The sequence below is a fragment of the Sphingobium sp. MP9-4 genome, assembly GCF_005281675.1.
Classification (GTDB): Bacteria; Pseudomonadota; Alphaproteobacteria; order Sphingomonadales; family Sphingomonadaceae; genus Sphingobium; species Sphingobium yanoikuyae.
Genome location: NZ_LUFI01000014.1, coordinates 1 through 16,948, shown reverse-complemented (window position 1 = coordinate 16,948; position 16,948 = coordinate 1). Strand labels below are relative to the sequence as shown.

The window sequence follows — 16,948 nt, the reverse complement described above, 5'->3', positions numbered from 1 at the left end:
GCCATGGCATGGCCATGGGGCGCGGTCAACGGGGCTTGATGGACGCGCGCGAAATTAGCCGACCTGGCGTTTCGCCAGCTTGCGGGCGAGGGTGCGGCGGTGCATCCCCAGACGCCGGGCGGTTTCGGAGATGTTGAAGTCGCAATCCTTCAGCACCTCATGGATATGTTCCCATTCCAGCGTCTTGATCGATGTCGGGCGCGGCGCCAGCGGCGCGGCGGGGTCGCCGCCCGAGCGGGCGAAGGCGGCCTCGATATCGTCGGTGTTGGAGGGTTTCGCCAGATAGTTGGTCGCGCCGAGCTTGATCGCCTCGACCGCAGTTGCAATGCTGGCAAAGCCGGTCAGCACCACGATCAGCATGTCGGGATCATGGGCGTGCAGCGTCTGGACGCAGACCAGGCCCGATTCCGGGCCGAGCTTCAGATCGACCACGGCATAGCCGGGGCGGTTGCCCTTGAGCACCTCCTCCAGCGCGCCATGGCTGGCGGCGGTCAGCACGTCATAGCCACGCCGCTCGAACGAACGTTTGAGGGTCTTTGCAAAGGCCTCGTCATCCTCGACGATCACCAGCAGCCGTTCAGCTGTCATCTTCGCTGTCACTTTCCTCTTCCAGTGCGACCGTATCGAGCGGCAGGCGCAGCAGGATCAGCGCGCCGCCATCGGCGCCATTGCTGGCCGATACGCTGCCGCCCAGCTTGCGCACGACATTGACCACAAGGAAGAGGCCGAGGCCATGGCCTTCCTTGCCCTTGCTGGAGCGGTAGGGCTTGCCGAAATCCTCCAGCATTGCCTGCGAAAAGCCGCTGCCATTGTCGCGCACCGCGATGTTGAGCGAGGCGCTGTCGCGTCCGACCAGCAGGTCGATATAGGTGGCGCCGGCCTCACGCGCATTGTCGAGCAGATTGCCGACCGCCTGGCGGATCACCGGGTCGGCGATGATGCGCGGATAATCATGCGGGCCGAAGTCGCAGCGCAGCGGCATGCCGGGGTTAGCGCGGCGCCATTCGGCCGCAATGCCCTCGATGAAGTCGCGGACATTGGTGACGGCCGGCGCCTCGCCGCGCGCCTCGCCCGAGGAAAGAAGGATGCCGGTGACGATCGCCTTGCAGCGCAGGACCGCGCTCTGCATCTCGCCCACTTCCTCGACCAGAGCGGGATGCTCGGTGATTTCGGGCATGCGGCGCCAGTCGCCCAGCACCACGGCGAGCTGGGCGAGGGGGGTGCCCAATTCATGCGCCGCGCCCGAGGCGAGCAGGCCCATGCGGACGATATGTTCCTCCTCGGCCGCATGCTGCCGCATGCTGGCGAGATAGGCTTCGCGCGCCTGAAGGTTGCGGTTGATCCGGGTGATGAACAGCACCAGCAGCACCGCGATCATGGTGAAGCAGATCCAGGTGCCGATGATGTGCAGGTCGAACAGCCGGCCTGCCAGCCGGTCGCTCAGGTCGAGCGGGCGATAGTCGAGCGCCAGCAGGCCGGCGCACAGCGCCGACACGGCGGTGATGCCCCAGGCGCTCGCCCGGTCGAGCAGCAGCACGCCAAGCGCGACCTGGAGCAGATAGAGCGAGACGAAGGGGTTGGTCGCGCCGCCCGACAGATAGAGCTGGGCGGTCAGCAGCAGCACGTCGAACAATAGCGACACCGACAGTTCGGCGCGGGTGATGTCGGTCCGGGGGCGCAGCGCCGCAAAGCTGGCGGCGTTGACCAGCACGGCGACGGCGGCGACCAGCAGCATCGGGGCGAGGGGCAGGCGCACACCCATCAGGAACTGGACGATCAGGATCGTCACCAGCTGCCCGGCGATCGCAATCCAGCGCAGCTGGATCAGCAGCGCCATATTCTTGCGACCGGCGGCATCGGCGGGCCACTGGCTGGGCAGCCAGCGGCGCCTGACGGCTTGGGTCTCGCTCATTCCGCGCTGTCTTCTGGATCCCGACGCATGAGGAAGATGTAGGCGCCTGCGACCATCGCCGCCAGTATGAACCAGGTGATGGCATATTGGAGGTGATTGTTGGGGAAGCGGACGACGGTCAGGCCGCCGACCGGCGCGGTGTCGGGCGCGCAATTGGCGCCGGCATCGACGAAATAGTCCGCGACCGGCGGGGCGACATGCTGCGCGGCGGCGATCGCGGCGACATCGCGCGAATACCAGCGGCCGGCGGCGGGATCATTGCTGCGCAGGAAACCACCCTTGGGCTCGGTCAGGCGCAGCAGGCCGACGATCTGGACCTTGCCTAGAGGCCGGCTGTAGCGGGTGCGATTGTCCTGCGGCACGAAGCCGCGATTGACCATCAGGGTGAAGCCGGCGTCGGTCACCAGCGGCGTCATCACCCAGAAACCGGGGCCGCGCACGGTGACGGCCTGGGTCAGCACCGCCTTGTCATGCAGGAAACGGCCCGATGCGGTGACGCGGCGATATTCGTCGTCGCTGGTAATGCTGCGGGGGGCGGGGACGGGCGCGGCATGGATGCGGGCGTCGACCCGTGCGATCAGGTCGCGCTTCCAGGCGAGGCGATAGACTTGCCAGCTGCCGAGCGCGCAAAGACCGGAAAACAGGATGAGGGCGATCAGCGTCAGGCCGATCGTAAAGCGCGGGGAGCGCCGGCGGCGCCCCCCGATCTTCGCGGATGTCACGGCATCTCGCTCATATTGTGCATCGCCGACATGTCGGCGTGCGGCATCATGTTCGCGTTGAGGTGGAACATGACCCACATCGAACCCGACAGCACGATGACGACCAGGACGATGGTCAGCATCATCGCCATGAACGACCAGCCGCCTTCGACGCGGGTGTTCATGTGCAGGAAGTAGATCATGTGGACGATCACCTGCACCGCGGCGAAGGCCATGATGACGATGCCGGTCAGCTGGGGATTGCCCAGCACGCCCGACATCACCAGCCAGAAGGGAATGGCCGTCAGGATCACCGACAGGCCAAAGCCGATCATGTAGCTGCCGAAGCTGCCATGCGATCCTTCTTCATGATGGTCATCGTGATGATCGTGCCCATGACCGTGGGCGTCGTGGCTATGGACAGCGTCGCTCACCGCAGGACTCCCATCAGATAGACAAAGGTGAAGACGCCGATCCAGATGACGTCGAGGAAGTGCCAGAACATCGACAGGCACATCAGGCGACGCTTGTTGGCCGGGATCAGACCCTTCTTGGCCACCTGCACCATCAGCGTGATCAGCCAGATCGAACCGAAGGTGACGTGCAGGCCGTGGGTGCCGACCAAGGTGAAGAAGGCCGACAGGAATGCCGAACGCCACGGACCCGCACCTTCATGGATGAGGTGCGAGAATTCGTAGAGTTCGATGAACAGGAACGCCCCGCCGAACAGGAGGGTGACGAACAGCCAGCCCTGGGTGGCGCTGATCCGGTTCTTTTCCATCGCCAGCATGGCGAAGCCGTAGGTGATCGACGAGAAGAGCAGCATCGCGGTGTTGAGCGCGATGAGCGGCAGGTCGAACAGATCCTTCGGGCCGGGGCCGCCGGCAAAGCTGCCGCCGAGCACGGCATAGGTGGCGAACAGGATGGCGAAGATGAGGCAGTCGCTCATCAGGTACATCCAGAAGCCCAGCATGGTGCTGTGGCCTTCGTGGAGGTGCGGCTCCTCGGGCAAATGATATGCCCGAGGTTCCGTGGTTGCAGTTGCGCTGCTCATGTCAGTCAGACTCCAGCGGCGAGGATTCGCGTGCGCTCTTCCTCGGTGCGCGTCACATCCTCGACGGGGATGTAGAAGTCGCGCTTGTAGTTGAAGGTGTGGCCGATGGCGACCGCGACGATGCCGATGAAGCTGAGGCCCGCGAGCCACCAGATGTACCAGATCAGCGCGAAGCCGCAGAGCGTCGACAGGGCGGCAAGGATGACGCCGGCGCCGGTGCTGCTGGGCATGTGGATCGCCTGATAGCCGGTCAGCGGACGCTGATAGCCATTCTTCTTCATGTCCGCCCAGCTGTCGGCGTCATAGACGACCGGCGTGAAGGCGAAATTATACTCCGGCGGGGGCGAGCTGGTCGCCCACTCCAGGGTACGGCCATCCCACGGATCGCCTTCGACCTTCAGTTCGTCGCGCTTCCAGATGGAGATGGCGAACTGAAGCAGCATCGCGCCGATGCCGGCCGCGACGATGGCGGCGCCGATCGCGGCAATGACGAAGTAGATCTGCAGCGACGGATCGTCGAACACGCGCATGCGACGCGTCACGCCCATCAGGCCCATGATGTACAGCGGGGTGAAGGCGAGCCAGAAGCCGACCTGCCAGCACCAGAAGCTGACCTTGCCCCAGAACACGTTCAGCTTGAAGCCGAAGGCCTTGGGCCACCAGTAGTTGATCGCCGCGAACAGGCCGAACAGCACGCCGCCGATGATCACGTTATGGAAGTGTGCGATCAGGAACAGCGAGTTGTGCAGCACGAAGTCGGCCGGCGGAACGGCGAGCAGAACGCCGGTCATGCCGCCGACCGTGAAGGTCAGCATGAAGGCGACGGTCCACATCATCGGCAGCTCGAAACGGATCTTGCCGCGATACATGGTGAAGAGCCAGTTGAAGAGCTTCGCACCCGTCGGGATCGAGATGATCATCGTCGTGATGCCGAAGAAGCTGTTGACGCTGGCGCCCGAGCCCATGGTGAAGAAGTGGTGCAGCCACACGAGGTAGGAGAGCACCATGATGCAGCAGGTCGCGTAGACCATCGAGGTGTAGCCGAACAGGCGCTTGCCCGAGAAGGTCGAGGTGACTTCCGAGAAGACGCCGAACAGCGGCAGGATGAGGATGTAGACTTCCGGGTGACCCCAGATCCAGATCAGGTTCACGTACATCATCGGGTTGCCGCCGAAGTCGTTCGTGAAGAAGTTGGTGCCGGCATAGCGGTCGAGCGACAGCAGGACCAGCGTGGCGGTCAGGATCGGGAAGGAAGCGACGATCAGGATGTTCGCGCAGAGCGAGGTCCAGGTGAACACCGGCATCTTCATGAGGGACATGCCCGGCGCGCGCATCTTCACGATGGTCGCGATCAGGTTGATGCCCGACAATGTCGTGCCGACGCCTGCCACCTGCAGGGCCCAGATATAATAGTCGACACCCGTGGCCGGGCTATAGTCGATCCCCGAGAGCGGCGGATAGGCGAGCCAGCCGGTCTGGGCGAATTCGCCCAGGAACAGCGAGGCCATCACCAGCACCGCGCCGCCCGTGGTCATCCAGAACGAGAAATTGTTCAGGAAGGGGAAGCTGACGTCGCGGGCGCCGATCTGCAGCGGGACGATATAGTTCATCAAACCGGTGATGAACGGCATCGCCACGAAGAAGATCATGATCACGCCGTGGGCCGTGAACACCTGGTCATAGTGATGGGCGTTGAGGTAACCCTCGGACCCGTTGAAGGCGAGCGCCTGCTGGAGGCGCATCATGACGGCGTCGGCAAAGCCGCGCAGGAACATGACAAGGCCGAGCACCATGTACATGATGCCGATCTTCTTGTGGTCCACGCTGGTGAACCATTCCTTCCAGAGATAGCCCCAGAGCTTGAAATAGGTCAGCGCCGCAACGACGGCCGCGCCGCCCAGCACCACCGCGCAGAATGTCGCGACGACGATGGGTTCATGCCATGGGAACGCGTCCCATGTCAGACGACCGAAGATCATCTGTGCTGTTGTGAGTGTACCGGTCATGTCTCTTACCGATGCTGCGCGTGCGCGTCAGCGCCGCTGTGAGAGGAGTGATCGGCCGGGGCCTTTTCGGCACCGGGTGCATCGGGGGCGGTTTCCTTGCCCTCGTTGCGATCGGTCTGGTCGATCACATGGCTGTTGGGGAAGTCGTACTGGAGGCCTTCGGTCTCCTTGGCTGACTCCTTGCCCGCGCCGCCCATCTGGTTGATGTGCATCAGCTCGCCCATGCAACGCTGGCCGGGCTTGGGGCAGAGATTGACGACCGCGTCGAACAGCTTGGCATCGGCGGCCGAGAAATAGGCGACGGGCGCCTTTTCGCTGGGCTTGGCCAGGTTCAGATAGACATTGCGGTCGAGCGACGCATTGCTGGCCTTCACCTTAGCGACCCAGGCGTCAAAGCCGGCCTGGTCCAGCGCCTTGTAGCCGAAGCGCATGTGGGTGAAGCCCGCGCCCGAATAGTTGGCGGAGAAGCCGGTGCCGGTGACCGGCTTGTTGGCGACGGCGTGGAGCTGCGTCTTCATGCCGGGCATCGCGTAGATCTGGCCGGCGAGTTCAGGGATATAGAAGCTGTTCATCACGGTCGAGGCAGTGATGTCGAAACGGACCGGAACATTGGTCGGCAGCGCCATTTCATTGACGGTGGCGATACCCTGTTCGGGATAGATGAAGAGCCATTTCCAGTCGAGCGCCACGACCTGGACGACCAGCGGCTTGACCTTGGGATCGATCGCGGTCTGCGCGTCGATGCGGTCGAGCGGACGATAGGGGTCCAGCTTGTGCGTGCTCACCCAGGTCAGCGCGCCCAGGCAGATGATGATGAGGAGCGGGGCCGACCAGATCAGCAGCTCCAGCTTGGTGGAATGATCCCAGTCGGGGTCATATTCCTTTTCGACCGCCTTGTTCGCGGCGCGGTAACGCCAGGCGAAATAGACGACCAGTGCCATGACGGGGATGACAATGAGGAGCATGAGCGCGGTCGAGATCAGGATCAGATCGCGCTGCTGCACCGCAATGTCGCCCGACGGGTTCATCACGACCCAGTTGCAGCCCGCCAGCGGCGCCGCAAGGATCGCGGAGGACCAGCGCAGAAGCCGGCTCCAGTTGGGTGAGAGAGGGTGTGACATGGCGCGCGGTTACCGATTCCGCACGCCATGCGATAGTGGGCAATTTGTCCAATTATGTGCGGACGCAAAAAATGTTTCCCATGTGGGATACTGCTTAGACTCTGTGGGTTTTCTGTTATGTTGCCATTCTCTGGCCGTCGGGAGACCCAAAACAGGCACCGTCGGCCCAGCCAGGGAGCGGATGCCTATGACTTCACAGGCCATTGCCTTCACCTCCAGTTCGCTTGAGGATGATGCGCGCAAAATCAATGCACGCGACCACAGCATTGCACCGGGAGACATCTCCATTGGTGTGATCATTGGCCGCACCTCCGAATTTTTTGACTTCTTCGTTTACTCCATTGCTTCGGTTATCGTTTTTCCGAACCTGGTTTTTCCCTATGTCGATGCCCTGACGGGCACGCTCTATTCCTTCGCGATCTTCGCCGTCGCCTTCATCACACGTCCGATCGGGTCGCTGATCTTCATGGCGATCGACCGGCGCTATGGCCGCGGGACCAAATTGACGGCGGCCCTGTTCCTGCTGGGCGGGTCGACCGCGGCGATCGCCTTTATGCCCGGTTATGCGACGATTGGCCACTATGCCGCTGTCGTTCTGGTGATCCTGCGCGCGGCGCAGGGCATTGCGCTGGGCGGGACATGGGATGGCCTGGCGTCGCTGCTGTCGCTCAACGCGCCGCCGCACCAGCGTGGCTGGTATGCGATGGTGCCGCAGCTCGGCGCGCCGCTGGCGCTGTTGGTGGCGAGCGGTCTGTTCGCCTTCTTCCTGCTGACGCTGTCGGAAGCGGACTTCCTCGACTGGGGCTGGCGCTACCCCTTCTTCGTCGCCTTCGCGATCAACGTCGTGGCGCTGTTCGCCCGGTTGCGCATCGTGGTGACGCATGAGTTCGAGCGTTTGTTCGAGCAGAAGGATCTGGTGCCGTCGCAGGTGCTGCCGACGGTCAAGGCGGAAGGGCGCAACATCATCATCGGTGCGTTCGCGCCGCTGGCGAGCTTTGCCCTGTTCCACATGGTTACCGTGTTTCCGCTCAGCTGGGTGGTGCTGTTCACCGATCAGCCGATCGATCGCTTCCTGGTGATCGAGATGATCGGCGCGTCGGTCGGCCTGCTGGCGATCGTGGTGTCGGGCTTCATCGCCGACCAGATTGGTCGTCGCTCGCTGCTCGGCTGGTCGGCTCTAGGCATCGCGATCTTCGCGGTGGTGGCACCGCTGCTGCTCAATGGCGGGGATCTGGGCGAGGTCGCCTTCATGATCCTGGGCTTCATGCTGCTGGGCCTGGCGTTCGGCCAGTCGTCGGGCGTGGTGGCGTCCAACTTCGCGACCGAGGCGCGCTATACCAGTTCGGCGCTGACGTCGGATCTGGCCTGGCTGGTCGGTGCCGGCTTCGCGCCGCTGCTGGCGCTGCTGCTGTCGGTGAAGTTCGGTCTGGCCGCCTCGGGCATCTATCTGCTGTCGGGCGCGGTCGCGACGATGGTGGCGCTCTACGTCAACAAGGAGCTGGCGGCGCGGGATCGCTGATCCCGGCCGACGGCCTTGGCAAAATGGGAAGCGTGATCGGCCCGGCCGGTCACGCTTTTTTTGTCGCTGCGACCCGTGCTTTCATCCGGGCGAGGCCCTTGCGGTCGAACCAGCCGATCGGGCCGGGACGGGGGCGCCAGCGCGGCAGCCAGTCGGGATAGAGGCTGACCAGTTCGCGCGGCAGGCCGGCGGGGCCGATCCGGCTCATGATGTCGGAGACGATGCGGTTCTGATAATAGCGGACCGAATAGTTGATCAGCCGCTTGTAGTGCATTCGCCAGGTCAGCGGCCGGGTGAGGCCGACCGGTTCGCAGGCGAAGCCGGCGCCCTCGCAGGCCAATACCCGCTCCAGTTGCCAGTCGGCGTCGCTTGCCAGATCGGTATGCGCCCAGGAGGCGACCAGCCCGTCGTCGCCGACCAGATCGTCGGGCAGGCGCAGGCCACTCGCCCGGATGGCGGCGACGAAGCGGCCGGACAGGGCATAGAGATCGCCGAAGATGCCGCGCTCGATCCGCAGGTTGCGGCGATAGGTTTCCACTTCGCGACCATTGACCGGCATGCCGGCGGCGGCGTTGGCCTGCGGGTGGGCGGCAAGGTCGGCCACCAGCGCGTCGATCGATCCGGGCGCGATCTGGGCATCGCCGTCGAGGAAGATGACGGCATCCTCCGTGCCGGTGAGCAGGTGGTGGACGAAATGGTTCCAGGTGCGCGACTTGCCGCCGGCGGCGATGTCATGGACGATCACATGGGCGCGGCCGGCGGCGGCGGCGCGGGCACGCGCCACGGTGCGGTCGGTGGTGCCGTTCACCAGCACATGGAAGATCGTGTCCGGGCGGTCGAGCGGCAGCGAGCCGAGACAGCCGGCGATCCGACGTTCCTCCTGATGGGCGAAGATGGCGACGGCGACGACCATGGCGAGATCAGCGGAAGTCCCAGCCCTGCTGGCCATGTTCGACGGCGTCCGGGCCATCGGCTTCGGCCTGGGGCGTGGCGCGCAGCGGCACCAGGATCGAGACGATCAGCGCGGCGATGGCGGTGCCGACCAGCGCCCACAGTGCAATCACGACCAGACCGATCGCCTGGGCGAGCAGGCTGGCGGTGGCGGTGATGCCGGCGTCGAACCCGACCCCGCCGAGCAACGGCAGGACGAACAAAGGCAGCAGCAGCGCGCCGGTCGCGCCGCCCAGGCCATGGACGGCGAAGATATGGGCGGGATCGTCGATCCAGGCGCTGGCGAAACCGGCGCCGATGCGGGCGATGATCGCGGCGGCGAGGCCGACCAGCATCGCCCCGCCGGTGCCGACCAGGGCGGCCGATGCGGAAATGGCGGCGAGGCCGGCAATGGCGCCGGATAGCAGGCCGGTGGCGCTGGCATGGGCGCCGAGCAGCCGGTCGACCAGCGCCCAGCCGAGGCTGGCGGCGCAGGCGGCGAAGAAGAGGTTGAGGATGGCGGTGGCGGCATCGTCGGTGGCGCCCAGCGCCCAGCCGCCGACCGCACCGGCATAGCCGACCCAGAAGAGCGCGCCGCCGGCGATGGCGAGGATATGGGCATGGCCGCCACCCTGGGCATCGCGGGGGCGTCCGGCGACGAGGGCGAGAGCAAGGGCGGAGAAGCCGGCCAGGACATGGACGACCAAGCCACCGGCAAAATCCATCGCGCCAAGCTGTGCCAGCCAGCCGCCGCCCCACATCCAGTGGGTGATCGGGGCGAAGACCAGCAGCAGCCAGAGCGGCGCGAAGGCGGCGACCCAGCCAAGGCGGGCTCGGCCGGCGATCGCGCCGACGGCGATGGCGCCGGCCAGCACGGCAAAGCCCATCTGGAACAGGACGAAGGCGGATTCGGGCACGGTGAGGCCATCGCGCAGCGGGGCAAGATTGGCGAGCAGCAGATTGCTGCCGCCGCCCAGCCATTCGCTGCCCGGCGCATAAGCAAGGCTGTAGCCGGCGAGCCCCCAGCCGAGCAGGATCGTCGCGCCGGCGACCAGCGTCTGGGCCATGGCGGCAAGCCCGTGACGGACATTGGCGAGCCCCGCATGACGCAGCATCAGGCCCGGCAGTGCGGCAAGCAGCAGCAACAGGGCGCAGGCGATCATCCAGCCGGTATCGCCGCTGTCGGGCGCCGCCACCTGGGCCGCGGCCGGCTGGGCCAGCAACAGGGCGGCAAGAACGGGCAGGGCAAGGGCTGGGCGCATGGAGGAAGGTCCGGTTGGGGTCAGGTCGCCCTGACTAGCGCGGGCAGGGTAAAGACTTCCATAAGCATGGCAATGTTCCGGCAGGTTGATCCGCCGCCGTGTCGTTCAGAAGCCCTCGGTGCCGCACTGGATGCGGCCGGTGCCTTCATTTTCGACGGTGCAGATCGGCCGGCCGGCGACGCTGACATCGCCCGATCCGGTCGAGCGGATGCTGACCGGGCCGTTGGCGGTGAGGGCGACATTGCCCGAGCCGTCGTTGAGGATCGCGGCCTGGCGCGCGACCAGATGGTCGGCGACGATCGCGCCGGGGCCGCTGATGCGCAGATTGGCGACGCCGGCGGTGCCGGCGAGCGTGGTGCGGCCGCCGCCGGCGAGCGTGACCTGGAGATTGTCGAGCTGGAGCGACGCGACGCTGACATCGCCATTGCCGCCCTGGACGATCTCGCCATTGAGGCCCTTCATCGCGCTGACCGCGACGGCGCCGCCGCCGGTCAGGACGACACGGTTCACTTCGCCGGTGGAGAGGCGGATGGTGGCGGGGCCAAGACCCTTTTCGCCCGGTTCGGGCCGCTCCATCGAGATGATGGCGAGCCGGCCCGAGACATCGACGCGCAGCCGGTCGAGCGCGCGCTGGTCCCCCTCCGCCCGCGCCGAGACGCCGGTGCCGGTGGTGATGATGACCGTGACCGGGGCGTCGACGCGGATCTGGTCGAAGCTGGTGATGGTATAGCCGCGGGTGGCGGCGCCGGCGGGGGAAGCCCCGGCCAGTGCCGCCGCCGCTGCCAGCATCAGGGGCCGCAATGCGCTTCGCCCGGTCCCATCGTGTTCGTCGTGCATTGCGCCTTGCCCTTCACCTTGACGTCGCCGGTGCCCATGATCTTGATAGCGACCGGACCGTCGGAGGCAAAGTCCATGTCGCCGGTGCCCATGACTTCGGCGGCGGCACGGCCGAGCTTCAGCCCGGCGGCATCGATGTCGCCGGTGCCGGTGATCGACAATTCGCCCTGATCGGCGGTGCCGGCGAGGGTGATGCTGCCCGATCCGGTGATTTCCGCCTTGAGGCTGCCAAGCTTCACCTGGCCGATGTCGAGATCGCCCGAGCCGGTGAGCGAGAGGGCGAGTTCGGTCCCTTCCGCCTTGTCGAGGGTGAAGTCGCCCGAGCCGGTGACGTCGATCGCGCGGATCGCGGGCAGGGTGACATGGATGGTCGCGCCCTTGCCGCCGTCGACCTTGTTCCACATGCCTTCGGACTTGCGGCCGATCTGGAGCGTGTCGGCCTTGGTCCGGATGTCGAGCAGGGCGACCGACTTGGGATCGCCATCGGCGGTGACCGAGAATTTGGGGCCGATGGTGACGACGACATTGTCAGGTCCGGTCACGTCGATGCGGCTGAAATCCTTGAGTGCGGCCCAGTCCTGCGGGGTGCTGGCGGCGGCTGGGGATTCGCCGTTGCCACCGCCGGCCTGATGGTCGTTGCCGCGCGAGCAGGCGCTGGTGGCAAGGCCGATGGCGAGCAGGGTGGCGAGGGTCAGGTGACGGGGCAGGGGTAGGCGCGGCATCATTATCTCCATGCTGTATTATCTTTACAATACACTCTTGCCGTGGCGGTTCCAAGCCCCCTTGTTCGTCGGGCAGGATAAGGCATGATATCTGCAGGATAAAAGAAGGGTATTCCACCGATGCGCAAGCTGTTTTCCGCCCTGCCGCTGGTCGCGATGATGGGAGCGGCGGCCAGCGCCGCGCCGGCTGAGGATGATCTGGCGGCGCGCGGTGCGACATGGTGGCGCCATGTCCAGATATTGGCGGCGGACGACATGCAGGGGCGCGGCACCGGCACGCCGGGCTATGACAAGGCGGCCGACTATGTGATCGGCCAGTTTCAGGCATTGGGGCTGAAACCCGCCGGGGTCGAGGGCTACAAGCAGCCGATCGCCTTTGTCGAGCAGACGGTGCTGTCGGGCGAGAGCAGGGCGAGCCTGGTCGGCGCGCGTGGCGAGACGGCGCTGGCGGTGCCGGGCGACATCATCTTTTCCGGCAGCGGCGGCCCGGTGCCCGGCGCGATCGACGCGCCGATGGTGTTTGCCGGCTATGGCCTGCATCTGCCCGAAGTGGGCCATGACGATTTTGCCGGGCTGGACCTGAAGGGCAAGATCGTGGTGGTCGTTTCGGGCGGGCCGGCGGAGATCAGCGGCGCGCTCAAATCCCATGCCCGATCGGAACGGGGCCACTGGCTGGCGGCGCAGGGGGCGCTCGGCATGATCAGCCTGGTGACGCCGGGGCAGGTCGAGATTCCCTGGGACCGGCGCAAGGCGCTGGCGAGCGCGCCGGCGGTCTATTATGAGGATGTGGCGATGCGCGACACGCAGACGCCCTTCCTCAATGCCCAGTTCGACCCGGCCCGGTCGGCCGACCTGTTCGCCGGCAGCGGCCAGGATTTCGCCGCGATCGCGGCGGCCGCCGATGCGTCGAAGCCGGTCGCCAGCTTCCCGCTGACGCTGCGGCTCAAGGCCGCGGTCGCGGCCAAACGGGTGGCCTTGTCCTCGCCCAATCTGGTGGCGGTGATGCCGGGCAGCGACCCCAAGCTGGCCAAGGACTATGTCGTGCTGTCGGCGCATCTGGACGGCTATGGCGTCGGCACGCCGATCAAGGGCGACGCCATCTATAATGGCGCGCTGGACAATGCGTCGGGCGTCGCCAGCCTGATCGAGATCGCCAAGGCGTTGAAGGCGAGCAAGGTGAAGCCGAAACGCTCCATCCTGTTCACCATCGTCACCGGCGAGGAAAAGGGCCTGCTGGGATCGCGCTATTTCGCGCGGCGGCCGACCGTGCCGAGCAAGAGCATTGTCGCCGACCTCAATTTCGACATGGCGCTGCCGATCTTCAAGCTGACCAGCGTGACCCCGGTCGGCTATGACCAGAGCAGCCTGGGCCAGGATGCGGCGGCGGTGAGCGTCGCGATGGGCCTGCCGATCACGCCCGATCCCTTCCCCGACCGCAACGTCTTCATCCGGTCCGACCAATATGCCTTCATCCGCGAGGGGATACCGGCGCTGTTCTTCAAATATGGCTTCAAGGCCGGGACGCCGGAAGCGACGGTGGAGAAGGCGTGGCGCGCGAACATCTATCATTCGCCCTTCGACGACGCGAACCAGCCGGTGATGCCGGCCGAGACGGCGAAGCTGAACGATTATGTGACTGCGGTGACGCTGCGGGTCGCCAATGCGGACACGCGGCCGAGTTGGAACAGCGACAGCTTCTTCAAGCGGTTCGTGAAATAGGCGGTTCGTGAAATAGGGCGCAGGGCGAGCGGCGGAGAACGATCATGAGCCAGGCCAGGCGCGTGCTGACCGGATGCGGGCTGGTGGTGGGGGCGGCGGGCTTTTTCCTGCTGGGCATAGGGGTGTCGCAGCGCGTGGCGCATCGGCAGGAGGCGGCGCCTTCTGCCATGTCGTCGGGCGCGCCGGCATCGCCGCTATCTGGCCGACGGATATTCTCTCCCTCGATCGTGGGAGACCCCTATGTTTTGCAGCAATGGAAGGAGGCCGTCGAGAAGATGGAGCGGCGCTGTCGCGAGGCGGGGGAATTTTGCGCCGAAGCCAAGGCTGCTAGGGAACAGATGGACGAAATACGATAATCGATCGGTTATGGGTTGAGCTTTGCTTGCGGGGGCGCCTTCGCGACGCCGGCTTCATCCAATGACGATGTCGCTGGCGTAAAGCTGGATGCCGACGTTGAACTGAATTTGGGCAATCAGCGTGGCGGGGGCCGCGCCGCTGCCATCGGGATCGAAGAACAGCATCCTGCTGTCCTGCGCATAGAGGAATCGATCATTGGCATCGATTGCCACGCCGTTGGCATTGCTGGAAAAATTGCTGTCGTTCACGCTGGTCAGGCCACCCACGGCGCGGCCGGCCACGACCAGCCGATCCACGCCCTGTTCGAAATCGCGGACGGTATCGCCGCCTTCGGCCAGGTCGCGCCAGACAAAGCGATCCTTGCCGGCGCCGCCGAGCAGGCGATCGGCGCCGAGGCCGCCATAGATCCTGTCATTGCCCGCGCCGCCGGCGACGGCATCGTCCCCGGCGCCTCCGTCCACTATGTCGCGGCCTTCACCGCCGTCGAGTTGGTCATTGCCGCTGGCGCCATAGAGCCGGTCGTCGCCCCATTCGCCCCACAGGATATCGGCGCCGTCGTCGCCGAACATTATGTCCGCGTCCGACCCGCCATAGAGTATGTCATCGCCGGCATCGCCATGGATGCGATCATCGCCGTTGCCACCCGAGAGCGTATCGCGATCATCGCCGCCATATAGGCGATCGGCACCGTCGGCGCCGACAATGTCGTCCGCGCCGGCGCCGCCAAGGATGAGATCCGTGCCCGCGCCGCCATCCAGGCTGTCGCCGCCGCCCTGGCCGAACAGCACGTCATCGCCGCCATCGCCCCTGAAATCGTCGTGCATGTCGCCGCCGATCAGCCTGTCCCTGCCATCGCCGGCCCGGATGATCGCCTCGCGAGGGCCGAGCAGGACATAATCGTCGCCCGTGCCCAGATAGGCGATCAGCACTTCGATGCCGTGGATCGTGACCAGGGTGCGCGGGGCTGTGCCGTCGCCCGCATCGGCGGTAATGCGTTCGAAATTGGGCAGGATCTTCAGCTTCTGCGTCATTTCGCTGAGGTAGAGATAAGCGAGGTCGGTGCCCTCGCCACCGTCGATCCGGCTGCCGAACACGTCCGAATAGCGGCTGGCAATGCCGAGATGGATGCGGTCTCCACCCGATCCGCCGAGCAGTACGTCCCGGCCGCCGCGGCCATAGAGAATGTCATTGCCGCCGCGCCCGACGATCCGGTCGCGACCGGTGGTGCCGCTTAGAATATTGTTATTCTTGGTTCCGTAGCGATTGGCCATGACGGTCGATCCTTCTCCAGTCCCATATTGGCGCGGGACCGATGACGGGACGGCGGATTTGTGCGTGCGATATTATATCGATCTGCCCGGCTTGGAAAGCATGGCGGCCAATTGCGCAGGGCTTGTTTTATGGTGCTGGCGTGGCCGGTCGTATCCTCAGGATGGCGGGGCGCTGGCGCCTCGCGCCGCCATCGACAGGCGATAGAGCGCCTCGCCAACATAACCGCGCAGGCTGATCTTCGAGAAATTGACCGTGGCGTCGGCGGGCATGCAGGCCGAAACCATCGGCGTGACGGCGGCGAAGGCGGCGTTTTCGTCCGGTCCGCCGATCGGCGAGAGGATGAGCGCGCGCGCTTCGAGCGGGCCGTGGCGCACGGCGCAATCGGCCAGGCGGCGCAGGGTTGCCCGTGCGGATGCCGCTTCGTCCGTGGGCGCGCCTGGTTGCGCATAATCGATCGGCGGCACGGACGTGAAATCGGACACGCCCTGACGCGCGAAGGTGACGCGATACATCGCCTCATAAGCGGCGGCGCGATAGAGGGCTTCCTGAAATTGCATCTGACCGCTGATCAGGCAATCCTCCGTCGCCAGCCGCGCGCCCATTGTCTGGGCCTCGACCGATTCCGGCACGGTGTCGAGATAGCGTTCCACGCCATGGCGCCAGCGCCGGACCGTGCAGGCGGCGAAATCCTGCATGATATGGCGCTTTTCGGCGATGCCGAGCGTCTTTCCCGCCGGGATGTTGGCAGCCCGATGGTCGATGATGCTGCCGGTCTGGGCCAGCGCCGACGTCGTGAAAAAGACGATCACCAAAGCGGAATAACGCAAAATACTGTCCCCCTTCCGGATGGATTCGGAGCCGATTGATTATGGGAGACGCCCTCTGTGGCCCAGCGGAACATTTCCTGGTGGCGCCTATGCACTGGCTTGCCGGAATGGCAAGGCGCGATCGGAACGGCTGCCGATTTTGCGACGCCGCGGTCTGGTGCGCTCAGCGCCGGGGCCTGCAATTGCCGACGCGAGTGCCGGTGATCGACATGAGAAATTCTGCGTCGCCGCCCATGGGGCTGCCCAGATAGCGGGCGGGCGCGCTATTGACCTCGAACAGGCGGATGTTGCGTTTTATCTCGACACTGCGCGGGCCGATTTCGCCTTCCAGCTTGCCCTGCATCCGCACCCCCGGCCCGAGCCAGCAGCGCTGATTGCCGTGTATGGCGGCGCCGTCGCCGTCCAGTTTCCATTGTCGGCAATAGCTGGACGTGCCGGGGCCGGCGAAACTGTCGTCCAGCATGGTTTCGATCGTCGCGTCGATCGTGCCGTCGGGGATGCACAGGTTCCAGGTGCGGATCGGCAGGGTGCGGGTGCTGAAATCGCGGATCACGGTCTGGTGCTGGCTGAACGCCCATTGGCCCGCGAGGATCGGGTTGGGGCGGCCGGTGACGATGATCGGCGGCCCCTTTGGCGGGGCGGGCGGCTGGTCGGGCGGGGCCGGGGACGAGGGCGGGGTGGCTGGAGGCGGGCCGGCCATGGCGGCGAC

At 65.6% G+C, this 16,948-nt stretch carries 16 protein-coding genes and 1 pseudogene; 3 read left to right on the top strand and 14 right to left on the bottom strand.

What is annotated here, in order from left to right; translation table 11 throughout:
* Window positions 1-54 precede the first annotated feature (54 nt).
* Genes A0U87_RS02885 through cyoA form a run of 7 tightly spaced genes read right to left on the bottom strand, consistent with a single transcriptional unit; the run spans window position 55 to window position 6,794 of the window.
* Window positions 55-588 carry a response regulator transcription factor gene (locus A0U87_RS02885; protein WP_017499774.1) on the bottom strand — a complete coding sequence of 178 codons (534 nt, stop codon included), beginning with the start codon at window positions 586-588 and terminating at the stop codon, window positions 55-57.
* Window positions 578-1,912 (bottom strand): ATP-binding protein, encoded by a 1,335-nt coding sequence (locus A0U87_RS02880; protein ID WP_048937550.1) that lies wholly within the window; start codon window positions 1,910-1,912, stop codon window positions 578-580. The genes A0U87_RS02885 and A0U87_RS02880 overlap by 11 nt, the downstream gene beginning before the upstream one ends.
* Complete coding sequence (locus A0U87_RS02875) at window positions 1,909-2,634, bottom strand: SURF1 family protein (RefSeq protein ID WP_048937551.1); 726 nt, start codon at window positions 2,632-2,634, stop codon at window positions 1,909-1,911. The genes A0U87_RS02880 and A0U87_RS02875 overlap by 4 nt, the downstream gene beginning before the upstream one ends.
* On the bottom strand, window positions 2,631-3,047 hold the full coding sequence (gene cyoD / locus A0U87_RS02870) for a cytochrome o ubiquinol oxidase subunit IV (protein WP_017499771.1): 417 nt from the start codon (window positions 3,045-3,047) through the stop codon (window positions 2,631-2,633). The genes A0U87_RS02875 and cyoD overlap by 4 nt, the downstream gene beginning before the upstream one ends.
* Window positions 3,044-3,667 carry a cytochrome o ubiquinol oxidase subunit III gene (gene cyoC, locus A0U87_RS02865; protein ID WP_004207842.1) on the bottom strand — a complete coding sequence of 208 codons (624 nt, stop codon included), beginning with the start codon at window positions 3,665-3,667 and terminating at the stop codon, window positions 3,044-3,046. The genes cyoD and cyoC overlap by 4 nt, the downstream gene beginning before the upstream one ends.
* A gap of 5 nt (window positions 3,668-3,672) precedes the next feature.
* Entirely contained in the window at window positions 3,673-5,673 is a 2,001-nt protein-coding gene (gene cyoB, locus A0U87_RS02860) for a cytochrome o ubiquinol oxidase subunit I (protein ID WP_026108880.1), read from the bottom strand.
* 5 nt (window positions 5,674-5,678) lie between these two features.
* Window positions 5,679-6,794 carry a ubiquinol oxidase subunit II gene (cyoA, locus tag A0U87_RS02855; RefSeq protein WP_026108879.1) on the bottom strand — a complete coding sequence of 372 codons (1,116 nt, stop codon included), beginning with the start codon at window positions 6,792-6,794 and terminating at the stop codon, window positions 5,679-5,681.
* Window positions 6,795-6,981: 187 nt separating this feature from the next.
* On the opposite strand from cyoA, the gene A0U87_RS02850 reads away from it, so the two are divergent.
* Window positions 6,982-8,313 (top strand): MFS transporter, encoded by a 1,332-nt coding sequence (locus A0U87_RS02850; RefSeq protein ID WP_048937553.1) that lies wholly within the window; start codon window positions 6,982-6,984, stop codon window positions 8,311-8,313.
* A 49-nt stretch (window positions 8,314-8,362) separates the two neighbouring features.
* Here the strand turns inward: A0U87_RS02850 and A0U87_RS02845 are convergent, their stop codons facing one another.
* The 4 genes from A0U87_RS02845 to A0U87_RS02830 all read right to left on the bottom strand — a co-directional run bounded on the left by A0U87_RS02845 (window position 8,363) and on the right by A0U87_RS02830 (window position 12,076).
* Complete coding sequence (locus tag A0U87_RS02845) at window positions 8,363-9,226, bottom strand: glycosyltransferase (protein WP_048937554.1); 864 nt, start codon at window positions 9,224-9,226, stop codon at window positions 8,363-8,365.
* Window positions 9,227-9,233: 7 nt separating this feature from the next.
* The gene (locus A0U87_RS02840) at window positions 9,234-10,505 is read right to left on the bottom strand and encodes an ammonium transporter (protein ID WP_048937555.1); all 1,272 of its coding nucleotides are present in this window, start codon (window positions 10,503-10,505) and stop codon (window positions 9,234-9,236) included.
* A gap of 105 nt (window positions 10,506-10,610) precedes the next feature.
* Window positions 10,611-11,342 (bottom strand): DUF2807 domain-containing protein, encoded by a 732-nt coding sequence (locus A0U87_RS02835; protein ID WP_048937556.1) that lies wholly within the window; start codon window positions 11,340-11,342, stop codon window positions 10,611-10,613.
* Window positions 11,294-12,076, bottom strand: a complete 783-nt coding sequence (locus tag A0U87_RS02830) for a head GIN domain-containing protein (protein ID WP_048937557.1) — start codon at window positions 12,074-12,076, stop codon at window positions 11,294-11,296. The genes A0U87_RS02835 and A0U87_RS02830 overlap by 49 nt, the downstream gene beginning before the upstream one ends.
* A gap of 108 nt (window positions 12,077-12,184) precedes the next feature.
* Here A0U87_RS02830 and A0U87_RS02825 point away from each other — a divergent pair, with 108 nt between their 5' ends.
* On the top strand, window positions 12,185-13,783 hold the full coding sequence (locus A0U87_RS02825) for a M28 family metallopeptidase (protein WP_048937558.1): 1,599 nt from the start codon (window positions 12,185-12,187) through the stop codon (window positions 13,781-13,783).
* Between the two features lie 44 nt (window positions 13,784-13,827).
* On the top strand, window positions 13,828-14,139 hold the full coding sequence (locus A0U87_RS02820; RefSeq protein ID WP_048937559.1) for a hypothetical protein: 312 nt from the start codon (window positions 13,828-13,830) through the stop codon (window positions 14,137-14,139).
* A gap of 54 nt (window positions 14,140-14,193) precedes the next feature.
* Here A0U87_RS02820 and A0U87_RS26960 read toward each other — a convergent pair whose 3' ends face one another.
* The 3 genes and pseudogenes from A0U87_RS26960 to A0U87_RS02805 form a co-directional block, all read right to left on the bottom strand.
* Window positions 14,194-15,411, bottom strand: a complete 1,218-nt coding sequence (locus A0U87_RS26960; RefSeq protein WP_048937560.1) for a calcium-binding protein — start codon at window positions 15,409-15,411, stop codon at window positions 14,194-14,196.
* Between the two features lie 156 nt (window positions 15,412-15,567).
* Window positions 15,568-16,239: a hypothetical protein gene (locus tag A0U87_RS02810; RefSeq protein WP_137405206.1), complete on the bottom strand. Its 672-nt coding sequence runs from the start codon at window positions 16,237-16,239 to the stop codon at window positions 15,568-15,570.
* Window positions 16,240-16,402: 163 nt separating this feature from the next.
* Window positions 16,403-16,948, bottom strand: a pseudogene (locus A0U87_RS02805) (hypothetical protein); the annotation flags it as partial.

Coding starts and splice junctions, on each gene's coding strand:
- A0U87_RS02885 (WP_017499774.1), bottom strand. CDS start 588: ATGACAGCTGAACGGCTGCTGGTGATCGTCGAGGATGACGAGGCCTTT.
- A0U87_RS02880 (WP_048937550.1), bottom strand. CDS start 1,912: ATGAGCGAGACCCAAGCCGTCAGGCGCCGCTGGCTGCCCAGCCAGTGG.
- cyoC (WP_004207842.1), bottom strand. CDS start 3,667: ATGAGCAGCGCAACTGCAACCACGGAACCTCGGGCATATCATTTGCCC.
- cyoB (WP_026108880.1), bottom strand. CDS start 5,673: ATGACCGGTACACTCACAACAGCACAGATGATCTTCGGTCGTCTGACA.
- cyoA (WP_026108879.1), bottom strand. CDS start 6,794: ATGTCACACCCTCTCTCACCCAACTGGAGCCGGCTTCTGCGCTGGTCC.
- A0U87_RS02850 (WP_048937553.1), top strand. CDS start 6,982: ATGACTTCACAGGCCATTGCCTTCACCTCCAGTTCGCTTGAGGATGAT.
- A0U87_RS02845 (WP_048937554.1), bottom strand. CDS start 9,226: ATGGTCGTCGCCGTCGCCATCTTCGCCCATCAGGAGGAACGTCGGATC.
- A0U87_RS02840 (WP_048937555.1), bottom strand. CDS start 10,505: ATGCGCCCAGCCCTTGCCCTGCCCGTTCTTGCCGCCCTGTTGCTGGCC.
- A0U87_RS02835 (WP_048937556.1), bottom strand. CDS start 11,342: ATGCACGACGAACACGATGGGACCGGGCGAAGCGCATTGCGGCCCCTG.
- A0U87_RS02830 (WP_048937557.1), bottom strand. CDS start 12,076: ATGGAGATAATGATGCCGCGCCTACCCCTGCCCCGTCACCTGACCCTC.
- A0U87_RS02825 (WP_048937558.1), top strand. CDS start 12,185: ATGCGCAAGCTGTTTTCCGCCCTGCCGCTGGTCGCGATGATGGGAGCG.
- A0U87_RS02820 (WP_048937559.1), top strand. CDS start 13,828: ATGAGCCAGGCCAGGCGCGTGCTGACCGGATGCGGGCTGGTGGTGGGG.
- A0U87_RS26960 (WP_048937560.1), bottom strand. CDS start 15,411: ATGGCCAATCGCTACGGAACCAAGAATAACAATATTCTAAGCGGCACC.